Annotated in this window: 29 protein-coding genes; 11 read left to right on the forward strand and 18 right to left on the reverse strand. The window is 70.0% G+C overall.

The features are described from left to right. Nucleotides 1–30 precede the first annotated feature (30 nt). A complete protein-coding gene (gene hrpA, locus H7J06_RS21290; protein ID WP_264041094.1) occupies nucleotides 31–3,945 on the forward strand; it encodes an ATP-dependent RNA helicase HrpA in 3,915 nt (1,304 codons plus the stop codon). A gap of 64 nt (nucleotides 3,946–4,009) precedes the next feature. On the opposite strand, the gene H7J06_RS21295 is transcribed toward hrpA, so the two are convergent. Continuing rightward, complete coding sequence (locus H7J06_RS21295; protein ID WP_264041154.1) at nucleotides 4,010–4,186, reverse strand: hypothetical protein; 177 nt, start codon at nucleotides 4,184–4,186, stop codon at nucleotides 4,010–4,012. Nucleotides 4,187–4,433: 247 nt separating this feature from the next. Between H7J06_RS21295 and H7J06_RS21300 the strand changes: the two genes are divergently transcribed. Next, nucleotides 4,434–4,652 (forward strand): hypothetical protein, encoded by a 219-nt coding sequence (locus tag H7J06_RS21300; RefSeq protein WP_264041095.1) that lies wholly within the window; start codon nucleotides 4,434–4,436, stop codon nucleotides 4,650–4,652. Nucleotides 4,653–4,655: 3 nt separating this feature from the next. Here H7J06_RS21300 and H7J06_RS21305 read toward each other — a convergent pair whose 3' ends face one another. Further along, the gene (locus H7J06_RS21305; RefSeq protein WP_264041096.1) at nucleotides 4,656–5,522 is read right to left on the reverse strand and encodes an LLM class flavin-dependent oxidoreductase; all 867 of its coding nucleotides are present in this window, start codon (nucleotides 5,520–5,522) and stop codon (nucleotides 4,656–4,658) included. A 204-nt stretch (nucleotides 5,523–5,726) separates the two neighbouring features. On the opposite strand from H7J06_RS21305, the gene H7J06_RS21310 reads away from it, so the two are divergent. Next, a complete protein-coding gene (locus tag H7J06_RS21310; RefSeq protein ID WP_149478179.1) occupies nucleotides 5,727–5,930 on the forward strand; it encodes a hypothetical protein in 204 nt (67 codons plus the stop codon). Nucleotides 5,931–5,989: 59 nt separating this feature from the next. Here the strand turns inward: H7J06_RS21310 and H7J06_RS21315 are convergent, their stop codons facing one another. The 7 genes from H7J06_RS21315 to H7J06_RS21345 are packed head-to-tail and all read right to left on the reverse strand — an operon-like array spanning nucleotide 5,990 to nucleotide 11,673. Continuing rightward, on the reverse strand, nucleotides 5,990–6,649 hold the full coding sequence (locus H7J06_RS21315) for an MOSC domain-containing protein (protein ID WP_264041098.1): 660 nt from the start codon (nucleotides 6,647–6,649) through the stop codon (nucleotides 5,990–5,992). A gap of 25 nt (nucleotides 6,650–6,674) precedes the next feature. Continuing rightward, nucleotides 6,675–7,406, reverse strand: a complete 732-nt coding sequence (locus tag H7J06_RS21320; protein WP_264041099.1) for a hypothetical protein — start codon at nucleotides 7,404–7,406, stop codon at nucleotides 6,675–6,677. Continuing rightward, nucleotides 7,403–8,380 (reverse strand): vWA domain-containing protein, encoded by a 978-nt coding sequence (locus H7J06_RS21325; RefSeq protein ID WP_264041100.1) that lies wholly within the window; start codon nucleotides 8,378–8,380, stop codon nucleotides 7,403–7,405. The genes H7J06_RS21320 and H7J06_RS21325 overlap by 4 nt, the downstream gene beginning before the upstream one ends. After that, complete coding sequence (locus H7J06_RS21330; protein ID WP_264041102.1) at nucleotides 8,377–9,345, reverse strand: hypothetical protein; 969 nt, start codon at nucleotides 9,343–9,345, stop codon at nucleotides 8,377–8,379. Before H7J06_RS21330 ends, H7J06_RS21325 begins: the two co-directional genes overlap by 4 nt. Continuing rightward, nucleotides 9,336–9,809 carry a hypothetical protein gene (locus tag H7J06_RS21335; RefSeq protein WP_264041103.1) on the reverse strand — a complete coding sequence of 158 codons (474 nt, stop codon included), beginning with the start codon at nucleotides 9,807–9,809 and terminating at the stop codon, nucleotides 9,336–9,338. The genes H7J06_RS21330 and H7J06_RS21335 overlap by 10 nt, the downstream gene beginning before the upstream one ends. Further along, nucleotides 9,799–10,671 (reverse strand): DUF58 domain-containing protein, encoded by an 873-nt coding sequence (locus tag H7J06_RS21340; protein WP_264041104.1) that lies wholly within the window; start codon nucleotides 10,669–10,671, stop codon nucleotides 9,799–9,801. Before H7J06_RS21340 ends, H7J06_RS21335 begins: the two co-directional genes overlap by 11 nt. Then, a complete protein-coding gene (locus H7J06_RS21345; RefSeq protein WP_264041105.1) occupies nucleotides 10,672–11,673 on the reverse strand; it encodes an AAA family ATPase in 1,002 nt (333 codons plus the stop codon). Nucleotides 11,674–11,803: 130 nt separating this feature from the next. Here H7J06_RS21345 and H7J06_RS21350 point away from each other — a divergent pair, with 130 nt between their 5' ends. Both H7J06_RS21350 and H7J06_RS21355 read left to right on the forward strand, forming a co-directional pair. Continuing rightward, on the forward strand, nucleotides 11,804–12,487 hold the full coding sequence (locus H7J06_RS21350; RefSeq protein WP_264041106.1) for a GAP family protein: 684 nt from the start codon (nucleotides 11,804–11,806) through the stop codon (nucleotides 12,485–12,487). 59 nt (nucleotides 12,488–12,546) lie between these two features. Continuing rightward, on the forward strand, nucleotides 12,547–12,732 hold the full coding sequence (locus H7J06_RS21355) for a hypothetical protein (protein ID WP_264041107.1): 186 nt from the start codon (nucleotides 12,547–12,549) through the stop codon (nucleotides 12,730–12,732). A 204-nt stretch (nucleotides 12,733–12,936) separates the two neighbouring features. Here H7J06_RS21355 and H7J06_RS21360 read toward each other — a convergent pair whose 3' ends face one another. The 4 genes from H7J06_RS21360 to H7J06_RS21375 all read right to left on the reverse strand — a co-directional run bounded on the left by H7J06_RS21360 (nucleotide 12,937) and on the right by H7J06_RS21375 (nucleotide 16,466). Further along, complete coding sequence (locus tag H7J06_RS21360) at nucleotides 12,937–14,163, reverse strand: acyl-CoA dehydrogenase family protein (RefSeq protein ID WP_264041108.1); 1,227 nt, start codon at nucleotides 14,161–14,163, stop codon at nucleotides 12,937–12,939. Continuing rightward, nucleotides 14,156–15,352, reverse strand: a complete 1,197-nt coding sequence (locus H7J06_RS21365) for an acyl-CoA dehydrogenase family protein (RefSeq protein WP_264041109.1) — start codon at nucleotides 15,350–15,352, stop codon at nucleotides 14,156–14,158. The genes H7J06_RS21360 and H7J06_RS21365 overlap by 8 nt, the downstream gene beginning before the upstream one ends. A 63-nt stretch (nucleotides 15,353–15,415) precedes the next feature. Next, entirely contained in the window at nucleotides 15,416–15,988 is a 573-nt protein-coding gene (locus H7J06_RS21370) for a hemerythrin domain-containing protein (RefSeq protein WP_264041111.1), read from the reverse strand. Nucleotides 15,989–16,103: 115 nt separating this feature from the next. Further along, complete coding sequence (locus H7J06_RS21375) at nucleotides 16,104–16,466, reverse strand: metallopeptidase family protein (protein ID WP_264041112.1); 363 nt, start codon at nucleotides 16,464–16,466, stop codon at nucleotides 16,104–16,106. 72 nt (nucleotides 16,467–16,538) lie between these two features. Here H7J06_RS21375 and H7J06_RS21380 point away from each other — a divergent pair, with 72 nt between their 5' ends. The 3 genes from H7J06_RS21380 to H7J06_RS21390 are packed head-to-tail and all read left to right on the forward strand — an operon-like array spanning nucleotide 16,539 to nucleotide 19,019. Continuing rightward, nucleotides 16,539–16,994, forward strand: coding sequence for a lipocalin-like domain-containing protein (locus H7J06_RS21380; protein ID WP_264041113.1), 456 nt, complete (start codon nucleotides 16,539–16,541; stop codon nucleotides 16,992–16,994). A 40-nt stretch (nucleotides 16,995–17,034) separates the two neighbouring features. Further along, nucleotides 17,035–17,913: a DUF1295 domain-containing protein gene (locus H7J06_RS21385; protein WP_264041114.1), complete on the forward strand. Its 879-nt coding sequence runs from the start codon at nucleotides 17,035–17,037 to the stop codon at nucleotides 17,911–17,913. After that, nucleotides 17,910–19,019, forward strand: a complete 1,110-nt coding sequence (locus H7J06_RS21390; RefSeq protein ID WP_264041115.1) for an FAD-dependent oxidoreductase — start codon at nucleotides 17,910–17,912, stop codon at nucleotides 19,017–19,019. Before H7J06_RS21385 ends, H7J06_RS21390 begins: the two co-directional genes overlap by 4 nt. A gap of 7 nt (nucleotides 19,020–19,026) precedes the next feature. Here H7J06_RS21390 and H7J06_RS21395 read toward each other — a convergent pair whose 3' ends face one another. Beyond that, entirely contained in the window at nucleotides 19,027–19,695 is a 669-nt protein-coding gene (locus tag H7J06_RS21395; protein WP_264041116.1) for an O-methyltransferase, read from the reverse strand. Between the two features lie 92 nt (nucleotides 19,696–19,787). Here H7J06_RS21395 and H7J06_RS21400 point away from each other — a divergent pair, with 92 nt between their 5' ends. Further along, a complete protein-coding gene (locus H7J06_RS21400) occupies nucleotides 19,788–20,693 on the forward strand; it encodes a LysR family transcriptional regulator (protein WP_264041117.1) in 906 nt (301 codons plus the stop codon). Nucleotides 20,694–20,959: 266 nt separating this feature from the next. Then, nucleotides 20,960–21,328 carry a heme-binding protein gene (locus H7J06_RS21405; protein WP_264041118.1) on the forward strand — a complete coding sequence of 123 codons (369 nt, stop codon included), beginning with the start codon at nucleotides 20,960–20,962 and terminating at the stop codon, nucleotides 21,326–21,328. 1 nt (nucleotide 21,329) lies between these two features. Here H7J06_RS21405 and H7J06_RS21410 read toward each other — a convergent pair whose 3' ends face one another. Then, on the reverse strand, nucleotides 21,330–22,880 hold the full coding sequence (locus tag H7J06_RS21410) for an acyl-CoA carboxylase subunit beta (protein ID WP_264041120.1): 1,551 nt from the start codon (nucleotides 22,878–22,880) through the stop codon (nucleotides 21,330–21,332). 49 nt (nucleotides 22,881–22,929) lie between these two features. Here H7J06_RS21410 and H7J06_RS21415 point away from each other — a divergent pair, with 49 nt between their 5' ends. Beyond that, nucleotides 22,930–23,361, forward strand: coding sequence for a PPOX class F420-dependent oxidoreductase (locus H7J06_RS21415; protein ID WP_264041121.1), 432 nt, complete (start codon nucleotides 22,930–22,932; stop codon nucleotides 23,359–23,361). 33 nt (nucleotides 23,362–23,394) lie between these two features. Here the strand turns inward: H7J06_RS21415 and H7J06_RS21420 are convergent, their stop codons facing one another. Genes H7J06_RS21420 through H7J06_RS21430 form a run of 3 tightly spaced genes read right to left on the reverse strand, consistent with a single transcriptional unit; the run spans nucleotide 23,395 to nucleotide 25,577 of the window. Then, nucleotides 23,395–23,826: a type II toxin-antitoxin system Rv0910 family toxin gene (locus H7J06_RS21420; RefSeq protein WP_264041122.1), complete on the reverse strand. Its 432-nt coding sequence runs from the start codon at nucleotides 23,824–23,826 to the stop codon at nucleotides 23,395–23,397. Between the two features lie 9 nt (nucleotides 23,827–23,835). Next, nucleotides 23,836–25,080, reverse strand: coding sequence for a lipase LipE (gene lipE, locus H7J06_RS21425; RefSeq protein WP_264041123.1), 1,245 nt, complete (start codon nucleotides 25,078–25,080; stop codon nucleotides 23,836–23,838). Continuing rightward, complete coding sequence (locus H7J06_RS21430) at nucleotides 25,077–25,577, reverse strand: peroxynitrite isomerase (RefSeq protein ID WP_264041124.1); 501 nt, start codon at nucleotides 25,575–25,577, stop codon at nucleotides 25,077–25,079. The genes lipE and H7J06_RS21430 overlap by 4 nt, the downstream gene beginning before the upstream one ends. Nucleotides 25,578–25,587 lie beyond the last annotated feature (10 nt).

Below are 25,587 nucleotides of genomic sequence, written 5' to 3' on the forward strand. Positions count from 1 at the left end.
CTCCGTGGTCGACCGCCTATCGTTGACCGAGTGTCCGGCGACGAATTGCGCGACTTGCGTGCGCGCCTCGACGGCCTGACGATCCGCGACGCCGACCGGCTGCGGCGTCGGCTTCGGGGCAGCGGAGCCAACCCGGAAACCCTGGCGAAGCTCGCCGGTCAGTTCGCCACGGCGGAAGCCCTCGTCGCCACCCGGCTCGCGGCCGTGCCCGAGATCTCCTATCCCGACCTGCCGGTCAGCGAGAAGCGCCACGACATCGCCGCCGCCATCCGCGACCACCAGGTGGTCGTGGTCGCCGGTGAGACCGGGTCGGGCAAGACCACCCAGCTGCCGAAGATCTGCCTCGAGTTGGGCCGCGGCATCCGGGGCACCATCGGCCACACCCAACCGCGCAGGCTCGCCGCGCGCACCGTCGGCCAGCGCATCGCCGACGAGTTGGGTGTCCCGCTCGGCGAGGCGGTCGGCTACACCGTCCGGTTCAACGACCACGCCAGCGACCGCACGTTGGTCAAGCTGATGACCGACGGCATCCTGCTCGCCGAGATCCAGCGCGACCGAAGGCTGCTGCGCTACGACACGCTGATCCTCGACGAGGCCCACGAACGCAGCCTCAACATCGACTTCCTGCTCGGCTATCTGCGGGAGCTGTTGCCGCGCCGGCCCGACCTGAAGGTGATCGTGACCTCGGCGACCATCGAGCCGGGCCGGTTCGCCGCGCACTTCGGGGGACCGGAGGGCCCGGCACCCGTCGTCGAGGTGTCGGGCCGCACCTATCCCGTCGAAATCCGTTACCGCCCACTGGAACTCCCGGTATCTTCCGACGACGAGGACGATCCCGACGACCCGGACCACGACGTGATCCGCACCGAGGTGCGCGACCAGACCGAGGCGATCGTCGACGCGGTCCGCGAACTGGAGGCCGAGCCGCCGGGCGACGTCCTGGTGTTCCTGTCCGGCGAGCGGGAGATCCGGGACACCGCCGAGTCGCTCCGCGACGCGCTCAACCCCAACACCGAGGTGCTGCCGCTGTACGCGCGGCTGCCGACCGCCGAACAGCAGAAGGTCTTTCAGCCGGGTCGATCGGCACGGCGAATCGTGTTGGCCACCAACGTCGCCGAGACGTCACTGACCGTGCCGGGCATCCGCTACGTCGTCGACCCGGGCCTGGCTCGCATCTCGCGGTACAGCCGGCGCACCAAGGTGCAGCGGCTGCCGATCGAGCCCATCTCGCAGGCGTCGGCCGCGCAACGCGCGGGCCGCTCGGGGCGCACCGCACCGGGCGTGTGCATCCGGCTGTACTCGGAGACCGACTTCGAACTCCGCCCCCGCTACACCGATCCCGAGATCCTGCGCACCAACCTCGCCGCCGTCATCCTGCAGATGGCCGCCCTGGGTCTTGGTGACATCGAGAACTTCCCCTTCCTCGATCCGCCGGACGCGCGCAGCATCCGCGACGGCGTGCAACTGCTGCGCGAACTCGGTGCGTTCGACGGTGACGGCGCCATCACCGAGCTGGGCCGCCGGCTCGCGAAACTCCCACTCGACCCCCGGATCGGCCGGATGATCCTGGCCGCCGACGCCGAGGGGTGCGTTCGCGAGGTGTTGGTTCTCGCTGCGGCACTGTCGATCCCCGATCCGCGCGAGCGGCCGACCGACCACGAGGAGTCGGCGCGGCAGAAGCATGCCAGGTTCGCCGACGAGTTCTCCGACTTCACCTCGTACCTGAACCTGTGGCGGTACCTCGGGGAGCAGCGACGGGCGTTGTCGGGCAGCGCCTTCCGGCGCATGTGCCGCACCGAGTACCTGCACTACCTGCGCATCCGGGAGTGGCAGGACCTGACGGGGCAGCTGCGCAGCATCGCGCGTGACCTCGGCATCCGCGAGAGCGACGACCAGGAACCCGCCGACCCGGCGAGGGTGCACGCCGCCCTGCTCGCGGGATTGTTGTCGCACGTCGGTTTACGCGAGGGCGACGGCAGAGACTATGCGGGCGCGCGCAACTCGAAGTTCGTGCTCGCACCGGGTTCGGTGTTGTCGAAGAAGCCGCCCCGCTGGGTGGTCGTCGCCGACCTGGTGGAGACCAGTCGACTGTTCGGACGGATTGCGGCACGTGTCGAGCCCGAGGTCGTCGAACGCGTCGCGGGCGACCTGGTGCAGCGCACCTACAGCGAACCGCATTGGGACGCCCGGCGGGGTGCGGTGATGGGCTACGAACGCGTCACCCTCTACGGCCTGCCGCTGGTGGCCCGCCGACGCATCGGGTACGCACAGGTCGACCCGGTGGTGGCACGGGACCTGTTCATCCGGCACGCCCTGGTCGAGGGCGACTGGGACACCCGGCACCACTTCTACCGCGACAACACCCGGCTGCGCGAGGAGCTCGCCGAGCTGGAGGAGCGGGCCCGACGGCGCGACCTGCTGGTCGACGACGACGAGATTCACGCCCTCTACGACGCCAGGGTGCCGCCGGAGGTGGTGTCGGCGCGGCACTTCGACGGATGGTGGAAGAAGCAGCGGCACCGCACGCCGGACCTGCTGACGTTCACCAGGGACGATCTGCTGCGCCACGACGCCGACGCCGATCAGCCCGACACCTGGGAGGCCGACGACCTGTCGTTGCCCCTGACCTACCGCTACGAACCGGGCCGGGAGGACGACGGCGTCACGGTGCACGTCCCGGTCGAGGTGCTCGCTCGCCTCGGCGGTGACGAATTTGGTTGGCACGTACCGGCATTGCGCGAGGAGCTGGTCACCGCGCTGATCAAGTCGCTGCCAAAGGACTTGCGGCGCAACTTCGTTCCCGCGCCGGACACCGCACGGGCCGTCGTCGGATCGCTGGATCCCAGTGCCGGGTCGCTGCTGGACGCACTGCAGCGGGAGCTGCGCCGTCGCACCGGCGTGCTGGTCCCCGTCGACGCCTTCGACCTCGGCAAGCTGCCCGACCACCTGCGGGTCACCTTCTCCGTCGAGGCCGGCGACGGCACCGAGCTGGCCCGCGGCAAGGACCTCGGCGTCCTTCAGGAACGGCTCGCCGCGCCGGTGCGCGACGCCGTCGCCCAGGCCTTTGCCGGCGATCTCGAACGGACCGGGCTGCGCACCTGGCCCGAGGACCTCGACGACCTCCCTCGCGTCGTCGATACGGCGGGCGGTGGCCGCGCGGTCCGCGGCTACCCCGCCCTGGTCGACGACGGGACGACGGTCAGCCTGCGGGTGTTCGCCACCGCCGCCGAGCAGGGTGCCGCCATGGGGAAGGGCACCCGGCGACTGCTTCGACTGGCGGTGCCGTCGCCGACGAAGGCACTGGAGAAGCAGCTCGACACCCGGACCCGTTTGGTGCTCGGCAGCAATCCCGACGGATCACTGGCCGCGCTGCTGGACGACTGCGCCGACGCCGCCGTGGCCGGCCTCGCGCCGAAACCGGTGTGGAGCCGGGCCGAGTTCACCGCCCTACTCGAACGGGTCGCGGCGGCCATCGCCCCCACCACGCGGGACGTCCTCACCCGGGTTCAGCGGGTGCTGACGGCGTTGCACGACGTGCAGGTGGCGCTGCCCGCCACGCCGGTACCCGCCCAGGCCGACGCGGTCGCCGACATCCGCGCGCAATTGGCCGCGCTGCTACCTCCGGGCTTCGTCGCCGCCACGGGCGCCACGCACCTGCTCGACCTGGCCCGCTACCTGACGGCCATCGGCCGTCGACTCGAGCGGTTGCCCCAGGGCCTGGTGGCCGACCGGGAGCGGATGGACCGGGTGCACCACCTACAGGACGCGTACGACGACCTGGTGGCCGCGCTGTCGCCGACCAGGGCCGGGGCCGACGACGTCCGGGACGTCGCGCGTCTCATCGAGGAGTTCCGGGTGAGTCTGTGGGCCCAGCAACTCGGTACCGCGCGACCGGTCAGCGAGCAGCGGATCTACCGCGCGATCGACGCCGTCACCCGGTCCTAGCGCGCAGGCCCCGGGCACGACGAAGGGGGCATCCGCGGTGCGGATGCCCCCTTCGGTGTCTGAGTTAGCGGCTCTGGTGAACAGTCGTGTCGACGTGCGGCACGTTGACCTGCTGCGTGATGTCGTTGATGAACGCGTGGTGGTCGATGTCGGCCTGCGCGGCACCCGAGAGTCCAAGGGCGCTGGCGGCGAGTCCACCGGCGACGATCGTGGCAAAGCCGAGCTTCTGAATCTTCTTCATGATTGTCATCCCTTCATGTCGAACGTGTTCGAGTCGTGGCCTTCTTGCCGCGATTCGGACGCTCTTCCGGAGCGGAGTTTCCTTCGTGCCGGTCTAAAGGGTTGAACCTGCACCGCAGGGGTTTTCATTCCGTCTGTGTCCGGTGCCACACCGCGGGTAGGCGACGGAATGGTCTGCGTCTCAATGACGTTGAACAAGTAGTTAGTTAGAAGATGATTGCCGCGTTCCGCGGCTCAAAGGACTCAACATGCACTTCGCTTCCCGTTACTTGACCCCGATGGCCCTCGCAGGAGGTGCGGCCCTCGCGATCGCCGTGGCACCCACGGCCGCCGCGTCACCGCTCAGCTGCACCGACGTCGGCTCGGCCACGCAGTGCGTCTCGCCGGGAAACAGCCAGATCACCGCCAACGCCCCGGTGGTGCAGCAGCAGCCCCAGCTCATCATCATCCACCGCAACCGCTTCTAGGTCTCACGGCACGAGCGAGCGCACCTGCCCCGCGGTGGCGATGAAGTCAGCCATGCCGTCCGCCGAGTCCAGTGGTTGCAACGCGACGGCGTCCACTCCGGCGGCGAGGTAGGGCGCCACCCCGTCGGCGATCTGGGCGGGGGTGCCACCGACGCCGAACACGCCTCCGGAGGGGACCTCCTGTCGCGCCGCCTCGTCGGCCAGCCGTCGTTCGGCGCGCTCGCCCGGCACGCAGGCCAGGAACAGTGTGGTGTCGAAGGGCCGGGTCGCGTGGGTGCGCCCCTCGGCGACGTGGCCTAGCGCCTCGCCCACCGTGTGCGTGGCGTATCTGCTGTCGAGCAGGACCCCGTCGGCGATCTCCCCGGCCAGCCGTAGGGTCTTGGGCCCCGTGCCGCCGATGAGGATCGGGTAGGGGCGGGCACTCGGGAACTCCAGGCGCACCTGCGACAGCCGGACGTAGCGGCCGTCGGTGGTGACCTCCTCGCCGGCCAGTAGGTCCCTCAGTGCGGTCACGTACTCGCGCAGGAGGGTGAGCGGCGACTCGACCGCCGCACCCGCCTGTCGCATCCAGCTCTGCACCCCGTGGCCGACCGCCACGCGGGTGCGGCCGGGGAACGTCGCATCCAACGTGGCGAACTCCATCGCGGCCGCGGCGACGTTGCGCAGCGGGGCCGGAATCAGCCCGATCCCGACGTTGAGCCGCTCGGTGGAGGCAAGGGCGACGGCGACCTGGGCGACGCCACCCTGTTGGAAGCAGTCCTCCCACAGCCACAGTTCGTCCACGCCGGCGGCCTCCGCCGCGGTCGCGATGCGCCGGAGTTCGTGCGGGGGGAAGTCGGGGCGGAAGATCACACCAAGGCTCGTACTCACGACCCCATCATGCGGGACGCCGGGAGACGCCGGACACCGGCCGGGGTGGCGCGCGGCAAATGGTTTGCTAGCTGGGCTAGGCACCTTCCGGCGTGACGCGTTCCTGCCACGCGCCGGTCAATTTCCGCCAGCGGAATTACCGCGCTGAACTGGGCGTTACAACCACCAGACCACCAAGAGGAACGAGAAAGAAGGGCTTCGAAAGTGAAGAAGTTCGGATTTGCCACCATCACCGCCACCGCATTCGCGGCTGCCCTCGTCGGGCTTGCGGGGCCCGCCGCCGCGGCGCCCGTCGCCAACCCGGCACAGGTCGGATACTCCGCTGGCATCGACCATCACCAGTGGATCAACGACATCCAGCAGCAGGTGAACCGGCCGCCCGCGCCCATCGTGGGCAACGGCCGCTAACCGCGGCACCAATCAAGAGGGGCATCCGCCAGGCGGGTGCCCCTCTTGCGTTGTTCTTGCTACATGTCCGCCGCCGCGCGCCGACGCGCGAGTTCCTTGATGTCGTCGGGCAGCGCATCGGCGGCGAGGACCTCCGGCAGCAGGTCCTTCTCGACCAGCAGGGCGCGGTACACGAAGCCGACGGTAATGCCGTGCCCCGGGACGTCCACCACGTCGACGGCGTCACCACCGGTCAGCGATCCCGGTTCGAGCACCCGCAGGTAGGCGCCCGGTGTGCCACCGTGGGCGAAAGTCTTTATCCAGCCGGCGATTCCGAGGCGCTTGGCGAAGGTCTTGCACGGCGTCCGTGGACTGGTGACCTCCAGAAGCACCCCGTCGGTGCCGACTCGCCACCGCTCGCCGATCACCGCACCGGTGACGTCGACCCCCATGGTCGTCAGGTTCTCGCCGAAGATGCCGTTGGGGAGCTCGCGGTCCAGCTTGGCCGCCCACGCGTCCAAATCCTCACGGGCGTAGGCGTAGACGGCCTGGTCGTCGCCGCCGTGCAGCTTCCGGTTGCCGATCACGTCGTCGACGACCCCGCTACCGAGGCCGCCGCGCATGGGACCCGGTGCCCGAACCGCGACCGACCCGTTCACCGGACGCTTGTCGATGCCCGTCCTCGAGCCGGTGCCGTTCGACTCGACCTGCGTGCGGTTGACCGTCAATACCGTTGCCACCCCACGAGGGTAGAGCGCGACGGTGTCATCCGCCGTTCTGGGCCGCCGCCGCGTCGCGCAGGATCTGCTGCAACCGATCCAGCGGATCGCCGGCCCCGGGGTTGAGTCGCAGTCGTTGGTCGGGCTCGTCGGGGCCTGGCCCCGACGCCGCGGGCGGCGGGGGAGGCGGCGGCGCCGCCGGTGGCGGGGGAGGAGGCGGCGGTGGTGGAGCCACCGACACCGCGTCGATCTTCGCGTTGAGACGGGCCGCGGTGGCCTCGAGCACGGCGCGACGGTCGGGGTCGGCGTCGGTGCTGCCCGTGAAGCAGCCGGCGGGGGCGGCGTCGACGACGGCCAACGCGTTGCGGTACCAGCCGACGGCGGCACCGTCGAACGTCTCGGCCGCCCGGTCGCCGAGGGTCTCCCTGACCAGTTCGAGGTTGACCCGAACTGGGCACGACGCGGCCGCGTCGGTGCCGGCCAGCACCAAGGCGAACTGGCCGTCGGCGTCGGTGAGCCGATCCTCCAGGACGGCGAGAGTGCCTGCGGCGAAACGGGTCCGGGTCGGCTCGACGACGTCGGCGATGCTCAGCGTCGACACGTCGCCGCGGAGGGCGTCGGCGTCGCGTGCGGCGAAGTCGGCGGGGGCCGAGCCGCCCGCGACGACGACCGTCCACAGCTTCAGCAGTACGACGACCAGTAGCAGGGACACTGGCGCCGAGGCCACCAGCAGTCGCGTCCGAAGCGAACCCCGTCGCCACCACGCTCGTTGGCTCATATGGACACGTCCACCATGGTTTGCCGGGTCCGGCGGAACTCCCGCAGCACGTGATACAGCTCGATGAGCGCCAGCAGGGCCGCCACCGCGGCCGGCGCCCAATACAGCTCCGTGCGGCTGGCGGTCCCGCTGCCGGTCGCGGCCTGGCCGCGGTCGCCGGGCTCGGCGGGCAGCACCGACGCCAGTCCGTTGCCATCGCCGCGCAGGGCATACGGGACGCCGATCTGGTCGGCGACGCCGCGCAGCGTGGCCTCGTCCACCACCGACTGCGTGACGTCCGTGCCGGGAATGGGACCGCCCACGGGGCTGCCGTAGCCGAGCACCGCCCCGCCGTCGACCGCGCCCTCGGGCAGGTTGAAGTCGCGCGGTGGGAGGGCCGCTTCTGGGGCGCCGGCCCCGAGGTAGTAGACCAGGTTGCGCGCCCTCGGGTACTGCTGCACCGCACTGATCAGCTGGTAGCGCAACATGTTTCCCGCCGCCCCGGCGTTGGTCTCGGCCGCCGCGTCGGGGCCGGCGGCATACGGGGTCAGAGTGGAGACCACGGGTCGAAGGCTCCAGGTGTCCGCCGACAGCGGCCAATCCAACGACGCCCGGCTCGCAAACGAGATGACGGCGACGCGCGCATCCGGGTAGCGGTCGAGCAGTGCGGCGACGTCCGTTCGCGCCGCGGTCATCCTCGACGCACCGTCGGGTTCGTCCCGGACGTCCATGTCGGGGGACCGGTCGACGAGCACGAACACGTTGGGCGCCTGGGAGTCCGCCACGCGGGTGTCGGGGTCGGCCGGGTCGAGCACGGGTCGCGCCGCGGACACGACGAGCAGCAGTGCCGCCGCGGTGAGTCCACCCCACCGCCACAGTGCGCCCCTGGTGCGGGCCGCCGGGGACAGCCGGCGCAGCGCGACGACGCGGGCAACCAGGATGATCACGGCGACGGCGGCCAGCAGCAGCGGCGGAAACACGGGTTGCAGCGTCATCGGCGTTGCACCATGGGCCATCCGGCCAACGCGACGGCCGCCGCGAGCGCGATCAACACCGGTACGTCGGGGGACTCCGGCGCCGTGTCGCCGTCGGCGTCCTCGCTGAACCTGGCCGCAGGCGGGTGGGCCCGGATGTCGTCGAGGCTCGCGGTCACGCTGGGACCCGCGGAGAGTGCGCGTCCGCCGGTGTCGCGGGCGAGTGCCGACAGCGCGCCGGAGTCCCGCCCGGTGAGCACGGCGTTCACCTGGACCGCACCCGTGACCGCGAGATCGTGCAGCCGATCGGGGGTGAACAGCGCCGGATCGCCGGGCGGGGTCGAGTCGGGGCCGACGTAGATCAGCGAACGACGTTGTGCCGTCGGCTGATCGAAGCCCGGGAAGCCGGTCAAGCACAGGCTCAGCAGATCGTCGAGGTTCGCGGAGTAGTCCACGTAGGTCACCGGGGCCGAGAACGCCGCCACGTCCCCGCGCTGGTCGGCAGTTTGGGCGTAGTCCGAGAGCGTCTGCTTGGCGTATTGGTAGTCCCGCGTCAGCGGGATGACTCGGCGGTTCGTCGACGTCAACCCGATGCGCTGGGTGCCGAAGTCGTCGACGTGGCCGGCGAAGTACCCCAGCGTCGCCGCGACCGCCGGGTCCGTCGGGGGCGCTCCGACGCAGATCATCACGTCCTCAGGATCACCGCCGCCGAAACGCGTTGCCGTCGTGGGTAATCCCGTGGGTCGAGCGGCGACGATCACCGATCCGGCGAACATCACCGCGAGCAGCACGATCGTCACGACCGCCGCCACCGTGCGGGCCCGAACGGCACGTGCGTATTCCGGCAGCAGGGTGAGTCGTGCGGTGTTGGCCAGCGGGCGCAGCCGCCGGCGTTGGGCGCCCATCGGCTGGAACAGCACCGCGGCGATGCAGCCGGCGAGGGCAACGCACCCCGCGATGACCACCAGCATCCACGTCAGCCCCACGAGCGGATCAACTCCTCGGCGTCCCGGCTGATCTGGCCGACGTCCAATTCCGAGGCCGCGTTGAAGCGGACGTCGACCAGGTTCGCCAACAGCGGTGCGGCAGGCGCGATGTCACTGTTCTCGACGTCCTCGATCTGCATGTACTCCGCGCGAACGCCGCTGACCTGGCGGAGGAAGCGCCGCAGTTCGCGGCTGACGGCCTCCCCGGCGGGTGCGGCGGCCAACTCGCCCGCCCGGTACCGGTCCCCGATGGCGCGGACGTGGTGCGCGGCGCGGTAGCGGATCACGCGGTCGCGGGCCGCCCCGACCAGTGGCATGGTGCGCAACCGCCGGCGCGGCATGGTGAGCACGAAGACGCCGACGTACCAGGCGACCAGCAGCAGCGACAGCCCGATCGCCAGCCACAGCCACCACGACGAGTAGGGCGTCGGCCCGATGACGTGGCGCAGCAGGTCATCCGGCACGGGCGTACACCTCGGTCATCCCGATCAACTGGTTGCGGATCGCGGTGCTGCCTCCGATCACGGCATGCGGGATGCCGTGGCCGACCATGAAGTCCGAGAGCCGCTCGCGCCGTTGAGCTTCGGCGCGGCGGTAGGCCTCCACCACGCGCGAGCCGAGCGCGGCACCACCGAAGACGAAGCCGCCGTCGGCGACGTCGAAGCCGTCGTCCTCGTCCTCTGCCGATCCGATCGCCGGCATGTCGGAGACCATCGCCCACATGACGTCGTGCCGCGCGGTGAGCCGGGAGAGCACCTCGGCCAGCCGGTCGTCGGGGTCGGGCTCGTCGGACACCACGAAGAGCAACAGCGGGCGGCGTTGGTGCCGGGCCACCCAATCGAGTTGCGCGACAATGCGACTGGCCGCCGGCCGGTCGGTGGCGTGGTCGTGGAAGCGGTGCAGCATGTGCTCGACGTGGGTCTCGCCACGCCGCAGCCGGACGTCGACGCAACCGCGCGCGTCCCCGAACACCATGCCGATCTCGTCGGAACGCGGCAGGGTGATCAGGCCCATGGCGCCGATGACGTTGGCGGCGACGTCGCGCTTGCGCTCCCCGGACGGCGCCGACGCGGACATGTTCCGGCCCGCGTCGGCCACCACCATGATCTTGTGGTGCTTCTCGGTGACGAAGCGCTTGATCAGCACCTGGCCCGACCGGGCCGAGGCCTTCCAGTCGATGTCACGGACGTCGTCGCCCTGCACGTAGGGACGCAAGTCGTCGAACTCGAGGCTGCGGGTGTGCACCAGCGCGTACCGGCCGCCCTCGAGCAGGCCGTTGCCGTCGCGGCCGAAGTGCGTCCTGGCGCGGTCGAGATGGACGCCCACTCACGGCACCCGCACTGCCTGCAGGACCGCGTCCACCACCACGTCCGGGGTGACGCGGGCGCTGGCCGCCTCGAAGCCCAGGATCAGCCGGTGGCGCAACACGCGGTGCGCCAGCTTCGCGACGTCGTCGGGCACGACGTGGGTACGCCCGCGCAGCACCGCCAGCGCCCGGGCGGTGCGACAGAACGCGATGGTCGCGCGGGGGCTGGCACCGTACTCGATCAGCCGCGCGATCCCCGGGGACAGGTGAGCCTCCGGGTCGCGCGTCACGCCGACCAGATGGCTGGCGTACTGGATCAGGGCGCGGTCCATGTGGACCGACGCCACCAACCGCCGAACCCGGCGCACGTCGTCGAGGCTGACGACCGGCATGGTGCGGTGGTCCTTGTCGAAGAGGCCCGCGTCCATCCGGGAGATGACCTCGACCTCGTCCTCGGTCGACGGATAGTGCACCACCTCCTTGAGCATGAAGCGGTCGGTCTGGGCCTCCGACAGCGGATAGGTGCCCTCCTGGTCGACCGGGTTCTGGGTGGCGATTACCAGGAACGGCTCCGGGATGGGGTACTCGACGCCGGCGATGGTGGTCTGGCGTTCCTCCATGGCCTCCAGCATCGCGCTCTGGGTCTTGGCGCTGGACCGGTTGATCTCGTCGAGCAGCACCACGTTGGCGTGCACGGGGCCGAGCCGGGTGACGAAGGAGTTGGTCGCGGCCTCGTAGATCTGGGTGCCGATGATGTCGCTGGGCAGCAGGTCGGGAGTGCACTGGATGCGCTTGAACTCTCCGCCCACCGATTCGGCGACGACCCTGGCGGCGGTCGTCTTGGCCAGCCCGGGCACGCTCTCGACCAACAGATGGCCGCCGGCGAGCACGCCAATCAGCATGGACTCGCGGAGGTGGTGCTGTCCGACGACCTTCGCCGAGAACGCGCCGGCCACCGCGGTCACGACGCGCTGCGCTTCGGCCAAGGCGGACTGGTCGAGATGCTGTCGTGCTGCTGTCATGGGTCCTTTCATGGGGCCGGTCGGGAGAACGGGTACCCGGACGGACCGCGTTCACGCCCCGCCGTCCATTGGTACACGCCATGTCGTCGGTTACCCCCTTCCCATCTCGCTCCCGTAGGTTCGTCAGGTCATGCTGGGACTACTGCTACCACTGCTGGGCTTCGCGTTACTCGACTCGTTGAACGTGCTGAACCTGGGAGTGACCTCGGCAGTCGTCTACGACAGCAGGCTGAGCCGCAGGTCGGCGCTGCCCGGCGGGCTGAGCTTCATCGGCGGAGTGTTCGCGGCGACGTCGACGTTCGGTGTACTCACCGTGCTCGGGCTGAACCTGCTGACCGACCGCGTCGACCTCGAGGTGACGCCGACCCTGCGGTATTGGGGCCAGCTGGTGCTGGGCGTCGTCCTGGTCGCCGTGGCCAGCCTGTCCGGCTCGGCGCGTCCCACCCCGCCGTTGTGGGCGCTGAACCTGACCCGCCGCAATCCGTGGCTCTTCGCGATCGTCGGAATCGTCGTCGGTTTCGGTCAGTCCGCGACGTCGGTGCCGTACTTGACGTCGCTGACGATGCTGTCCGCGCGCAACCCGCTTCCGTCGGCGTGGCCGTTCCTCGTACTGGCCTACTGCTCGGTGGCGCTGCTGCCGTCGCTGCTGGTGCTGGCGCTCTCGATGCGACGGACGATCCGGGCCAGGCGCGCGCAGCGGACCATCGTGCGGGCGACCACCCGATTCGGACCGGTGATCGTGCGGATCCTGTTCTTCGGCGTCGGCCTGGTGCTCGTCGCCGGGGCGTTGGTGAACTACCGCGCGCTGTGGTGAGACCGAGGCCGACGGAAAATCAGTTGATTCGCACCGATGGGCGCGCGTTGACTGGGGTCATGGACCAACGGGAGAGGGCGCTCTTGGCGGGCCTACCCGACGTCGGGTACGCCGCAGGGGCCCCTGGCTGGAACGGATTGTGGCAGAACGCGGTTGGGCAGGCCATGGGCCGCGACGAGGCGACGGTCGCACACGTCGACGGCGAGGGACTGCTGGCGACGATCTGGGCGGAGCTGTCCCGCTAGCTCTCGTAGTAGTCGCCGCCGCGGGAGCATCACGTCTCCCGCCGCGAAGACCTCTTCGGAGCCGTCGGCCATCCGCACCCCGAGCGCTCCGCTGATCACGACCGCCACGTGCGTCAATTCGCACAGGTGTGATCACCGCCGCGCGAGACTGCACTGACGGTCGCTACCGGGCGGACTTTACGACCGTCGACGCAGTCTCGACACTCAACCGCGGGTGCCGTCGGCGACGCGTGGCGGCTTCTCCGCCGTCGCGGTGTCGAGGACCAGTTCGGCCACCCGGGACCGGTGCTCCTCCGCACTGCCGAGCAGCGCGGCGTCGACCGTCGCCCGCTTGAAGTACAGGTGCGCCTGGTGTTCCCACGTGAACCCGATGCCGCCGAGCGTTTGGATGGAGTCGGCGGCGATCCGGCTGAAGGCGGCCGAACACGTCGCCTGGGCGATGCTGGCGGCCAGCGCCGGATCGTCGGAGCCCTCGGTGAGCGCCCACACCGCGTGATAAGCCGTCGACCGGGCGTGTTCCAGGTCGACCATCATGTCGGCCAACCGGTGCTTGACGGCCTGAAAGGAGCCGATCGGCCTGCCGAACTGCAGGCGGTCCTTGGCGTACTGGACGGCGACGTCGAGCAGGTGCTGAGCCGCCCCGACCTGTTCGACGGCCAGCAGCGCCGACGCGACCTGGAAGGCGTGTCCGAGGACGCGGTCGGCCTCGTCGGGTCCGGCCACCAGGCGGGCGGGCGCGTCGGTCAGCGTCACCACGGCCTGCGGTCGGGTGAGGTCGACGGTGAGTTGGTTCGTCCGTTCGACGCCCGACCCGGCGGCGTCGACCGCGAACAGGCTGACGCCGTTCTGGCCGACCGCCGCGACGAGGAGATCGTCGGCGGCACCCGCGTCCACGACGCCGGTGACGGTGCCGCTCAGCGTCGGAGAGTCGTCCGAACCGGACGCGGTCACCGTGACGGCGGCGGCGTCGAAGGCGCCCGCGCGGTCGGGCACGGCGAACGCCGCCGTGCGGCGGCCCTCGACGAGCTCGGCGAGCAGTTCGTCGCGGACGGGGCCCGGGGAGGCCGCCACCAGTGCGGGTATTACGAGGAAGACGGTGCCGAACATCGGCCCGCAGGCCAGCGCCGCGCCGAGCTCCTCGACGGCGACCGCCTGGTCGACGAGCGTGCCGCCCACGCCACCGTCGGCCTCGGGCACCGAGAGCCCGAGCACACCAAGCTCGCCGCCGAGCCTGTTCCACGCCTTCGGGTCGAAGGGCGGGTCGGACTCCATGAGCCGGCGCACCGTCTGCTCGTCGAAGTTCTCGGCCGCGAACCGGCGGACCGCCGAGAGCAACTGCTGCTGCTCGTCGGTGAACATGAACTCCGCGCGGGGTTCGTTCACGACCGTCTCAGCCACGGCGTCGGGCTGATTCGCAAGCTTCTCAGCCACGGGGGATCTCCTTCCACGGCATGCCCGCATCGGCACGCAGGTCACCGGGCAGGCCGAGGACCCGCTCGCCGAGAATGTTGCGCATCACGTCGGACGTACCGCCTTCGATGGTGTTGGCGCGGCTGCGCAGGTAACGCTGCTGGATCGGACCGCGCCAGTCGGAGTCCTCCCGCTCGGCTTCGGGTTTCGCATAGCCGTGATACAGGATGCCTTCCGGCCCAAGGAAATCCATGCAGAACTGGTAGATCTGCTGGTTGAGCTCGGCGCCGACCAGCTTGCCGATCGACCCCTCGGGACCCGGCCCACCGACGGTGGCCGACACCCGGGACCGCTCGGAGGTCAGCCGCTGCGCTTCGGACCGCAGCCACAGCTGGGTCAGCCGGTCGCGCAGGACGGGCGTCTGCCGCTCCGGCCGGGTCGCCCACAGCGAGACCGCCTCGGAGATGGTGCCCGCGCCGCGGCGGCTACCGCTGCCGCCGAGGGCGCTGCGCTCGTTCATCAGGGTGGTCATCGCCACGCCCCAGCCGTTGCCGACCTCGCCGAGCCGGTGGGCGTCGGGGATGCGGGCGTCGGTGAAGTACACCTCGTTGAATTCGGCCTGGCCGGTGAGCTGGCGCAGCGGCCGCGTCTCGACACCCGGTGAATGCATGTCGACGACGAAGTAGGTGAGGCCCTTGTGCTTTGGCACGTCGGGATTCGTGCGGGCCAGCAGCAGACCCCATCGCGCCCGGTGCGCGAGGCTGGTCCACACCTTCTGCCCGTTGATCACCCAGTCGTCGCCGTCGCGCACCGCGGACGTGGCGAGGCCGGCCAAGTCGGAGCCGGCGCCCGGCTCGGAGAACAGCTGACACCAGATGTCCTCGGTGGTGGCCAGCGGGCGCAACCAGGACTTCTTGACCTCGTCGGACAGGGCGTGCTCGCGAATGGTCGGCGCCGCCATGCCGTAGCCCATCGGATTCAGCCCCAGCGGCACCGGGCCGCCCGCACCCTGCAGGATCCGATCGGCGACGGCCTGGTTCCCACGTGAGAGGCCAAGTCCACCAAGGCCTTCGGGGAAGTGCACCCACGACAGTCCGGCGTCGTAGCACGCGCCAAGGAAGTCCTGAATGGGCGCAGAGGTGGGATCATGATCGGCGACGACGGACCTCGCGAGGTCGGCGACCCGATCGGCATCAGCAACGTTGCTCATCTGGTCACGATAGAAGTAGACACCCGTCAAGCGACACCGGGGGGCCCTTGGGTCGGCGACGGGTCAGGCGGCGGAGCCCTTGAGCGCGTCGCGCGCCCGGTCGAGCAACGAGGCGAACGGGCCCACCGCGAAGTTGACGGCAGCCGACTCGACGCCGGGATGCGGATGCGTCGGTGCGATGCGCTCGGCGAACACGACGGCCTCGGTCAGCTTCTTCAGCTCCGCGGCGTCGAGTTGCTCCTCGAGGCGGGGGAACTCCTCGGTCTCCTCCTTCTCGGCGTGCTGAAGGACCGCTGCCTGCAGGTGGATGAGCGCCTTGCTGAACTCGGCGGTGCCACACTCGAGCTTTTCGATCTCCGCGAGCGCGACCTTGGACTCGTGCTCCTCGGCGAGGCGGGCGTCGACGATCTCGTCTCCGCCGGAGACCTTGCGGCGCACGCGCGGGTGCACCATCATCTCCTCGGCAGTCTCGTGGACGGCGAGCATCGTGCGCAGTGCGTCGAATGACTTCTGTTGTGTCGCAGCATCGGACGCGTCCAGCGTCTCGACGAACAGCCGCTTGATGGCCTCGTGCTGCTCGGTCAGGAACGCGACGACGTCCTGATTGGTGCTGATGGTCCTGTCGCTGTTTGACATGGAGATACCTCGTCGATCGGACTACGGATGGCGGCGCACTGGGCTGAGCGCCTCGGTGACCACGTACCCGTGGGTCGAATCCGCGAAACGGCGACGGGTCCGTCCCGGCACCGATTCAGTAGCGGTGGAGTTCGACGAGCCGCTCGTCGCTGATGCCGAAGTGGTGGGCGATCTCGTGGAGCACGACGTGCTTGATCTCGCGGTGAAGACGGTCCGGGTCGGCGGCGAACAGGCGCGTGATCGGACCTCGGAAGACGGTGATCTTGTCGGGTAGTACCCCGCTGTACGCGGTGGTCCGCCGCGTCAGCGGGACGCCCTGGTACAGGCCGAGCAACCGTTGGCCGTCGGGAGGTTCGTCCTCGACGACGATCTCGACGTTGCCCATCGCGGCGAGGAGTTCGGCGGGCAGGGAGTCCACTGCCTCGTCGATGGCCACGTCGAACGGGTCTTCGGGCTCCGGCACCGCGGGTGTCTCCACGCCTTCGAGAGTGCCAGAACGACGACGGCCCGTCGCGGCCCACGACGCGACCGGCCCCTCTACCCTGGTCGGGTGAGCACTCGGCTGATGCGCCGCGACGACCTCCTGGGCGCGTGGCACCTGGAGTCATACACCGCCGAATCGGACGGCGCCGTCGACGAACCACTCGGCCCCAGGCCCCTGGGCATCATCATGTACACCGCCGACGGCTACATGTCCGCCCAGCTCATGCGCCGCGACCGGCCCGCCTACGACAGGGCCGTCACCGGTGGTGGCACAGCCGAGCAAATGGCAACGGCGGCAAGCGGTTACCTCTGCTACAGCGGACCCTTCACCGTCGACGAGGCGGCGGGCGTCGTCTCCCATCACGTGGAGGTGTCGCTGTTGCCGAACTGGGTCGGCGGCACACAGGTGCGGCACGGCCGACTCGAAGGCGACGCGCTGGTGCTGCGCGCCGAGGTCACCTCGCGCGGCGGCGCGTCGACGGCGCACGTCCTGACCTGGCGTCGGCCCTCGCGCGACAACTAGAACGTGTTACATTTTGGCTCGCCCGGAACCCGAGGAGCCAATGAGTAAGACCCGGTCACTGGTGATCGTCACCGTCGCCTACGTCGTCGCCATCGGTGTCGGTGCGGCCTGGTTGGCGTGGGGGCCCCGCACCGGTCAGCTGTGGTTGGACACGTTCGTGGCCGACGTGCTCGCCACCGTCGTCATCTTCGCGTTCAGCCGGGCCTACCGGAACTCCAGCTTCTACGACGCCTACTGGAGCGTCGTCCCGCCGGTGATGCTCCTCTACTGGTGGAGCCAGGCCGGCCCCGGCGTGGCTCAGCTGCGGTGCTGGCTGCTCTCGATCGTGGTGCTGCTCTGGGCGATTCGCCTGACGGCCAACTGGGTCTACGCCTTCCCTGGACTGCACCACGAGGACTGGCGCTACCCGATGTTCAAACAGCGCGCGGGCCGCCTCGAGCCGGTCGCCGACCTGGTCGCCATCCACCTCATCCCGACGTGTCAGGTGTTCCTGGCCATGGTGCCGGCGTACGTGGCCGTCACCCGCGCTGGCGCCGGCCTCGCGTGGCTGGCCTGGTTGGCCTTCGCCATCGGACTCGCCGCGGTGGCACTGGAACTCGTGGCCGACGTCCAGATGCACCGGTTCGTGCGGCACCGGCAGCCGGGGGAGGTGATGGACCGTGGACTGTGGGGCTGGTCGCGCCATCCAAACTACTTCGGGGAGTTCGGCTTCTGGTTCGCCGTCGCCCTGTTCGGCATCGCGGCGGCGCCCGCCGACGCATGGTGGCTGGTCCTCGGTGCGGTCGCAATCCTGGCGATGTTCCTCGGCGCCAGCATCCCCATGATGGAGGCGCGCAGCCTCGAACGGCGGCCGGCGTACCGCGACGTGGTGGACCGGGTGTCGCGCTTCGTGCCGTGGCCCCCCAAGGCGCTGCCGTGACCAGGAAGCGCGTCGTCGTCGCCGGGCTCGGCGACAGCGGGATCCTCACCGCGATCCGGCTTGCGAAACACGCCGACGTCGTCGGGATCTCGGCCAAGCCCGCGCTGGTCAGCGGTCAGGAACTGGGCCTGCGCCTCAGCCGGCCCGACGACTGGTCGCGCGACTACTGCATCGCCTTCGACAGGTTCCGCGGGATGGACCGCGTGCGCACCGTGCACGCCCGGCTCACCGGAGTCGACCCCGCCGCCCGCCGCGTCGTCGTCGAACGCGAGGACGGCACGTCCGAGACCGAGGACTACGACGCGCTGGTGATCTCGACCGGGGTGACCAACGGTTTCTGGCGCAGGCCCACGCTGCAGTCAGCCGACGACGTCGCCGTCGACCTGCGCACCGCGCACGACCGGCTCGCGCACGCGGAGTCCGTCGTCGTGATCGGCGGCGGCGCGGCCGCGGTGAGCAGCGCCGCCAACCTCGCCCGCACGTGGCCGCGTACCCGCGTCGACCTGTACCACCCCGGCCCACGTCCGCTGCCCACTCACCACCCCAGGGTGGGGGGCCGCGTCCAACGTCGGCTCCACGAGCTCGGCGTGGGGGTGCACGGGGGCCACCGCGCCGTCGTGCCGGACGGGTTCGGCTGCGACGAGATCACCACCGGCACCGTGCAGTGGAGCACCGGGCAGGAGCCGGTGGCGGCCGACGCCGTGCTCTGGGCGATCGGGCGGGTCACCCCGAACACCGGCTGGTTGCCGTCGGACATGACCGACGACGACGGTTTCGTCCGGGTGACGCCCGACCTCAGGGTCCCGGGGCGGCCCGGGGTGTTCGCCATCGGCGATGTCGCCGCCACCGACCCGTTGCGCAGCTCGGCTCGCAACCGGGCCGACGGTCTGCTGGCCCACAACGTTCGAGCCGACTTCGCGGGAGCGCCCCTGCGCGACTATCGGGCCCCGACGCGGCGTTGGGGTTCGGTGCTGGGCGCCCAACCCGACGGCTTGGAGGTCTTCACCCCGAGCGGTCGGGCGTTCCGGTTCCCGGCGTGGTCGATCGACCGAATCCTGCAACCGCTGATCGTCCGCAAGGGCATCTACGGCGGCGTCCGACCCTGACGCGCGGTCAGCCGAGCCGGACGCACGCCTGCATGCCGTCGCCCGTCGCGATCTTGACCGACAGGTAACCGTTGGCCGGGTCGGCCAGATGTGCCAGCAGCGGGCCGTGAACGTCACTGCCCCAATCCATGTCGACGTCGTCGACGAGGATCAACGAGCCCGGCCGCAGGGACGGTTCCAGCAGTCGCAGCACCGGCAACGCCAGATCCGGCCAGCCGTCCAACAGCACCAGGTCGACCGCGTCCGGCACCTCGGCCAGCGTCTCGAGGGCGTCGCCGACGCGGAGGTCGATGAGGTCCGACACCCCCGCCTCGTCGAAGTTGCGTTGGGCCGCAACGGCTTTGTCGTGCTGCAGCTCGGTGCCGATGACGGTCCCGCCACCGTTGTCGCGCACGGCCGCGGCCAGGTGGATGGTGGAGACGCCGAACGACGTGCCGTATTCGACGACGGTGCGGGCGCCGGTCGACCGGGCCAGCAGGTACAGCAGCGCGCCGCCGTCGGACGACACGGACATGTACACGTCCTTGAACAGCTCGGCGCGCTGCGCCGCGCTGAGGTGGGCGGGGAACCCGTCGACCCCGGTGGCGGCGAACGCCTGTGGGTCGTGTTCCTCCTCGGCGGACAACATGCGTTGCAGGACAACGGAAACGGGCTCGGTGTGAAGGGTGGACGTCATGGTTTAGAACCTCTCTCGTGGTGACGGACACCAACGTACGATCGAGTCGGATTGTCGTCCAGTGCATGCTTGGTAAGGAATGGTTGCAAAAAATGGAATCTAGTCTGGATCTCAACCTGTTCGTCGCGCTCGACGCTCTGCTCGACGAGGGCAGCGTCACCGGTGCGGCGCAACGACTGCACACCTCCGCCCCGGCGATGAGTCGGACGCTCGCCCGCCTGCGGCGGATGCTCGACGACCCGATCCTGGTGCGCGCGGGCCGGACGATGGTGCCGACGCCGCGGGCCCTCGCGATGAAGAGCGGGGTGCACGAGCTGGTCGAACGGGGCCGCAGCCTGATGAACCCGCAGGAGCAGGCGGACCCGGCCAATCTGCGTCGCACCTTTTCGGTGCAGATCGGTGACCTGCTGTCCAACGGCATTGGTGCCCGGCTGGTGTCGCGCATCCGTGGCGAGGCGCCCGGGGTGACGTTGCGCTTCGTCGGCGACAGCCACGAGGACACCGATGCGCTTCGCGACGGCAGCGTGGACCTGGAACTCGGCCAGATGCGCCGCACCCACCCGGAGACCCACATCGAGCCGCTGTTCTCCGACCGAATGGTGGGAGTGGTTCGGGCGGATCATCCGCTCGACGGGAAGCGGGTCACGCTGCCGCGGTTCGCCGCCGCCGAACACGTGGTGTCCTCGCGCCGCGGCCGCCTCACCGGGCCGGTCGACGACCTCTTGGCCGAACGGGGTCTGCGCCGTCGGGTGGCCGTCTGCACGCCGACCGCGCTCGCCGCGTTCCACCTGATCCAGAACAGCGATCTCGTCGGCATCGCGCCGCGGGCGATCACGCGCGACACCCTGACCGCCTTCGGGCTGCGGTCCTTCGAGGTTCCGCTGGACCTGCCGACGCTGGACGTGAGCGTGGCGTGGCACCCCAGGTACGAGGCCGACGGCGCCCACCGATGGTTGCGGCAGTGCGTTCGGGACGCCATTTCCGACGTCTCGTCGTGAAACACGATAACGATTCGGTCACGTGATTTCCGGCGCTTCATCACGATCACTTAAGAGTCGGGGCCGGACTTTCAAGATCTTGTCCGAGCGCTTACCAAATTCGGTCGGAAATGTCGTCCATTTCACGTGGTTTCGGCGTAACGCCTGGCAGGGCTCCCGCGAGGGGCTAATCCGGGCCTTCTCGTGGCCTTTCGAGCGGTGCGTACCGTGGATTTCGGGTCGAGTACACGGCTTGTCACACGAGACTCTCAACGAGGAAATCAATCATGAAATTCACTGGTATCGCCATGCTCTTCACCGGTATCGCCGCCGCCGCCACCGTCGCGGCACCGGCAGCCTCGGCCGCGCCGGACTGCAGCGGACAGGGCGTCGCCAACACCGTCAGCTCCGTGACCGGCTCGGCTCGCGACTACCTGCGCGCCCACCCGGGTGCCGGCCAGGTCGTCTACGCGGCGCAGGACCAGCCGCGGGACCAGGCGGCCGCCAACATCCGGAACTACTTCACGGCCAACCCGCAGGAGTACTACGAGCTGCGCGGCATCATCGCTCCGATCGGCGACACCCAGAGGGCGTGCAACGTCTCGGTGCTGCCGCAGGACTTGGAGTCCGCCTACGCCGAGTTCATGGCCGGCTGACCTACCAGGTGTCGACGAACCGCGGCCGCCGAGCATCCAGCGGGTGCTCCGCGGCCGCGGCCAGCGTCGCGGCGATCACCCGCCGGGTGTCGGCCGGGTCGACGACGTCGTCGATCTCGAACAGCGCCGCGGCGTTGAGCGCCCGGGCGTTCTCCTGAGCCGCGGCGGTCGCCTGACGGACGCGTTCCTCACGCTCGTCGTCGTCGGCGATCGCCTCCAATTCCTTGCGCAGGCCCAACCGGACCGCGCCCTCCAACCCCATCGGTCCGAGGTGAGCACCCGGCCACGCCACCGTCAGCAGCGGCTCGTGCAAGCCACCGCCGCACATCGCCTGTGCGCCAAGGCCGTACCCACGCCGCAGCACCACCGCCACCAGCGGCACCCGGATCGACGCGCCGGCCACCAGAAGGCGAGAGCCGTGCCGCACCAACGCCTCGGCTTCGGCGGCCTGGCCGACCATGTAGCCCGGACAGTCGACCAATGAGACGACCGGAAGACTGAACGCGTCGCAGAGCTGCAGGAAGCGGGCGGCTTTGTCGGCCGCTCCCGCGGTGATGGCGCCCGCCATCACCCGGGTGTTGTTGGCGAGCACGCCCACCGGCCTGCCGTCGACGCGCGCCAGCGCCGTCACCATCTCCGGGGCGAATCGCTCCCTGAGGAACGTCACCGAGCCCTCGTCGGCGATGGTCTCGATGATCGGGCCGACGTGATACGCCCGGCGGGCGCGCTCGGGAACCATTGTGCGCAAGGCGGTTTGGTCCGCCGCGGAGCCCGGGGTGGTGACGCCACGGAAGTACCCGAGGAGTTTCTTGGCCGTCGCGGTCGCCGCCGCCTCGTCGGCCACCACCACGTCGACCACCCCGTTGGGGGCCTGCACCGAGATCGGCCCCACGTCGTCGGGCGCCACGGAGCCGAGTCCGCCGCCGGCGATCATGGCCGGGCCGCCCATGCCGATCGACGCGTCCTCGGTGGCTACGATCAGATCCGAGCATCCCGCGATCACGGCGTTGCCGGCGAAGCAGCGCCCCTTGACCACGGCGATCCGCGGTACCACTCCCGACAGGGCGGCCCACAGCTTGAACGCGCGCACGTCGAGCGACGAGACGACGGGGTAGTCGGTGTCCCCGGGACGGCCGCCGCCACCCTCGGCGAAGAACACCGTGGGCAGTCGCAGGCGTTCGATCACGTCGAACAGCCGGTCCTTCTTGCGGTGACCGAGCGCGCCCTGCGTGCCCGCGAGCACCGTGTAGTCGTAGGCCAGCACCGCACAGGCCGCACCGTCGACCGTGGCCGTGCCCGCGACCATGCCGTCGGCGGGCGTGCGGGCGATCAGATCGTCGACGCCACGCCGGAGACGTTGCGCCGCAATGGCATACCTGCCGTATTCGACGAACGAGCCCGGGTCGACGAGGTCGGCGACGTTCTCCCGCGCGGTGCGTCCACCCGCGGCATGCCTGCGCTCGACCGCATCGGGCCTGGCGGCGTCCTCGGTCAAGGCCCGGCGGCGGTCCAGCTCCACCAGGTCGTCGCGCAACGTCTCGTCAGTCGCCAAGGTTCTCTCCCGCGGAATAGTGTGTGCCCGGTCACGGGTTGGGGTTGTCATGACCAGCTCCACATTCAACCCGCGAACCCTGCTCGCCGACGCGCGACTCGGCGTGCTGGCCACCATCAAGGCCAACGGCCTGCCACAGCTGTCCCCGGTGACCCCGTACTTCGACCAGGCCGCCGACGTCGTCTACGTCTCGATGACCGACGGGCGAGCCAAGACCGCGAACCTGCGGCGCGATCCGCGCGCGGCGCTCGAGGTCACCAGCGCCGACGGGTGGTCGTGGGCGACCGCCGAGGGCACCGTCACGCTGACCGGGCCGGGCACCGACCCGCACGGCCCCGAGGTCGAGGCGCTGGTCGACTACTACCGCGCCGCGGCAGGGGAGCACCCCGACTGGGACGAGTACCGGTCGGTGATGGTGTCAGATCGCCGGGTGCTGATGGCGCTGACGGTCCAGAAGGTCTACGGCGAAGCCATTCGCTGATCCCCTGTCGCTCCGCTCCTGCCCGCCGACCCGCTAGCCGTAGAGCTCCTCGAACTTCTTGACCGACTTCTCGATGTCGCCCTTGACGGCGCGGGCGGCGCCCATGCCGATCGGGCCGAACAACGGCGCCCCGCCGAGGTCGATCTTCACCTTGAACTCGCAGCCCGTGGACAGCGGCTTGACCGTCATGCGCAATGCGTACCTGGTTCCCCCGACCCCGTCGCCGGTGATGTCGATCAGATTTGGCGGGTCGTAGTCCTTGATGGTCCAGGTGACGCGGTTGCGCATGCCCTTGGCGCCCGCGACGCCGACGAGGGTGGTGCCCACGGCGAGCTCGTCGGGAAGGTCGCAGCGCCAGCCCTGATGCATCGTCAGCCAGTCCCCGAGCGAGGACAGGTCGGCGACGTGCGACCACGCTTCCTCCGGGCTGATGGACAGTTTGCGGGACAGCTCGACTTTGGCCACCCGGACAGGCTAGCCCGCGGCTACCCGGGGGAATCCGGCGGCGATGGCGTCGAGCACGGCGGGATACCGCTTGGCCTCGCGGTGGCCGCCTGGCTTGCCGCTGCTGACCACCCCGACCGCGAGGTCGCGCTCGGGATCCGCCCAGACGGCGATGTCGACCAGGCCGGTGTGGCCGAACGCCGCGGGAGCGTTCAGGCCGAACGGGCCAAACCGCTTGCTTCCCAGCATGTATCCGGTGCCCCAGCGCATCGGCATGAGCCCCATGGCGATGTCGGGCCGCAGCCGACGTGCCTGGGTCGTCGCGGCGCGCAGCGTCTCGGGCGTCATGATGCGCACACCGTCGAGTTCGCCACCCCGGCGCAACATCTCGGCGAAGCGGGACAGTTCGTGGGCGGTCGACACCGTGCTGGACGACGGCACCACGCTGGTGAGGAACTGAGGGGTGTTGGTGAACGGAATGATCTGATGCGTCGTGCCGCCGATGGCCAGCTTGAAGGCCGCCGCGATCGGTGCGGGCAGCGGCGTACCCGTGGCATGGCTCGGGGCCACCAGCGGAACGTCTTGCGGTGCAACGCCGTAATTGGTCCAGCGGAACCCCAGGGGTTCCAGGATCTCCTCGGCAAGCACGTCGCGGATGTCCTTGCCGGTGGCAGCCGAGACGATCTCCCGGGTCAGCGGTCCCCACGTCAGCGCGTGGTAGACGTGCACCATTCCCGGCGGATAGATGGTCCTCAGGTTGCCGAGCATCTCGCGGGCGTAGGCGCTGTCGTTCATCCGCTTCAGGTCGGGCTTGGGCCCGGTCGCGAAGGGCACGCCCGCGCTGTGGGTCAGCACGTGGCGGATGGTGGTGCGGTCCTTGCGATGGCTGGTGTAAGTCGGCAGGTACTCGCACACCCGGTCGTCGAGTGAGAAGACGCCACGCTCGGCCAGCAGGTGAAACACCGTGGTGGTCATCGCCTTTGCCGCCGAATACACGCAGAACGGCGTTTCGGTGGTCACCGGGATCTTCTCGGCGTCCGCCGGGTCCTGCGGGCCGTTGCCCCACCCGTGACCGATCGCCCGGTCGAGCACGACCCGGCCGCGGTGGCGTACGCACACCTGGATGGCGGGGTGCATGCCGGCCGAATACCAGTGACGGGTGGCCTGCCAGATGCGTTCGACCGCCGCGGCGTCGACCCCGGAGTGGTCCTCCTCGCCGCGCGAGGTGACCGCGTCGAGATCGCTCGGTACCCGGATCCGTCCGTCTGTCGTCATATCGTCTTCCTGTGCAACGTGGCGGACAGGTGATGCTGAAGCGGCTGACCCACCGCACCGAGGCGAAGGGTGTACGTCAGCTCGTTACCGTCGATGCGGAACGAGCGACTCAGGGCGGTAACGTCTTTCGCCGAGGTGGTGAGTCCGATCGACGTGGCCGTCAGCTCCAGCTGCACCACGTCGTCGCGGACGGTCACCGTGCCCTCCTGGATCTCGGTGACACCCGTCGGATGCGCGAGCACCAACTCGACGCGACCGTCCGCCGGCACCCGCAGGTAGCCCGTCTCGGCGTGCAGTGGTCGCCCGTCGTCGGCGGCCCTGGTCCGCTGCCCGTAGCCGAGGAACGGTTTGCCGACGTGGCCGAACGTGACCTCCTCGAGGTAGGAGAACGACGGAATCGTCGGGTACTCGCCCACGCCGGCACCAGCCCATGTGCCCAGCAGGGGAGCGAGGACGGTCAGCGCGGGGTGAAGGTCTGGCGGGCCGCCGTTCGTCATGTCAAAACCC

It is taken from the genome of Mycolicibacterium hodleri, from assembly GCF_025822245.1.
GTDB classification, from domain to species: domain Bacteria; phylum Actinomycetota; class Actinomycetes; order Mycobacteriales; family Mycobacteriaceae; genus Mycobacterium; species Mycobacterium hodleri.

Coding starts and splice junctions, on each gene's coding strand:
- H7J06_RS21300 (WP_264041095.1), top strand. CDS start 4,434: ATGCACTTCGCTTCCCGTTACTTGACCCCGATGGCCCTCGCAGGAGGT.
- H7J06_RS21405 (WP_264041118.1), top strand. CDS start 20,960: ATGAAATTCACTGGTATCGCCATGCTCTTCACCGGTATCGCCGCCGCC.
- H7J06_RS21395 (WP_264041116.1), bottom strand. CDS start 19,695: ATGACGTCCACCCTTCACACCGAGCCCGTTTCCGTTGTCCTGCAACGC.
- H7J06_RS21325 (WP_264041100.1), bottom strand. CDS start 8,380: ATGACGCTGCAACCCGTGTTTCCGCCGCTGCTGCTGGCCGCCGTCGCC.
- H7J06_RS21345 (WP_264041105.1), bottom strand. CDS start 11,673: ATGACAGCAGCACGACAGCATCTCGACCAGTCCGCCTTGGCCGAAGCG.
- H7J06_RS21400 (WP_264041117.1), top strand. CDS start 19,788: ATGGAATCTAGTCTGGATCTCAACCTGTTCGTCGCGCTCGACGCTCTG.
- H7J06_RS21370 (WP_264041111.1), bottom strand. CDS start 15,988: ATGTCAAACAGCGACAGGACCATCAGCACCAATCAGGACGTCGTCGCG.
- H7J06_RS21365 (WP_264041109.1), bottom strand. CDS start 15,352: ATGAGCAACGTTGCTGATGCCGATCGGGTCGCCGACCTCGCGAGGTCC.
- H7J06_RS21295 (WP_264041154.1), bottom strand. CDS start 4,186: ATGAAGAAGATTCAGAAGCTCGGCTTTGCCACGATCGTCGCCGGTGGA.
- H7J06_RS21320 (WP_264041099.1), bottom strand. CDS start 7,406: ATGAGCCAACGAGCGTGGTGGCGACGGGGTTCGCTTCGGACGCGACTG.
- H7J06_RS21385 (WP_264041114.1), top strand. CDS start 17,035: ATGAGTAAGACCCGGTCACTGGTGATCGTCACCGTCGCCTACGTCGTC.
- H7J06_RS21355 (WP_264041107.1), top strand. CDS start 12,547: ATGGACCAACGGGAGAGGGCGCTCTTGGCGGGCCTACCCGACGTCGGG.
- H7J06_RS21350 (WP_264041106.1), top strand. CDS start 11,804: ATGCTGGGACTACTGCTACCACTGCTGGGCTTCGCGTTACTCGACTCG.
- H7J06_RS21415 (WP_264041121.1), top strand. CDS start 22,930: ATGACCAGCTCCACATTCAACCCGCGAACCCTGCTCGCCGACGCGCGA.
- H7J06_RS21430 (WP_264041124.1), bottom strand. CDS start 25,577: ATGACGAACGGCGGCCCGCCAGACCTTCACCCCGCGCTGACCGTCCTC.
- lipE (WP_264041123.1), bottom strand. CDS start 25,080: ATGACGACAGACGGACGGATCCGGGTACCGAGCGATCTCGACGCGGTC.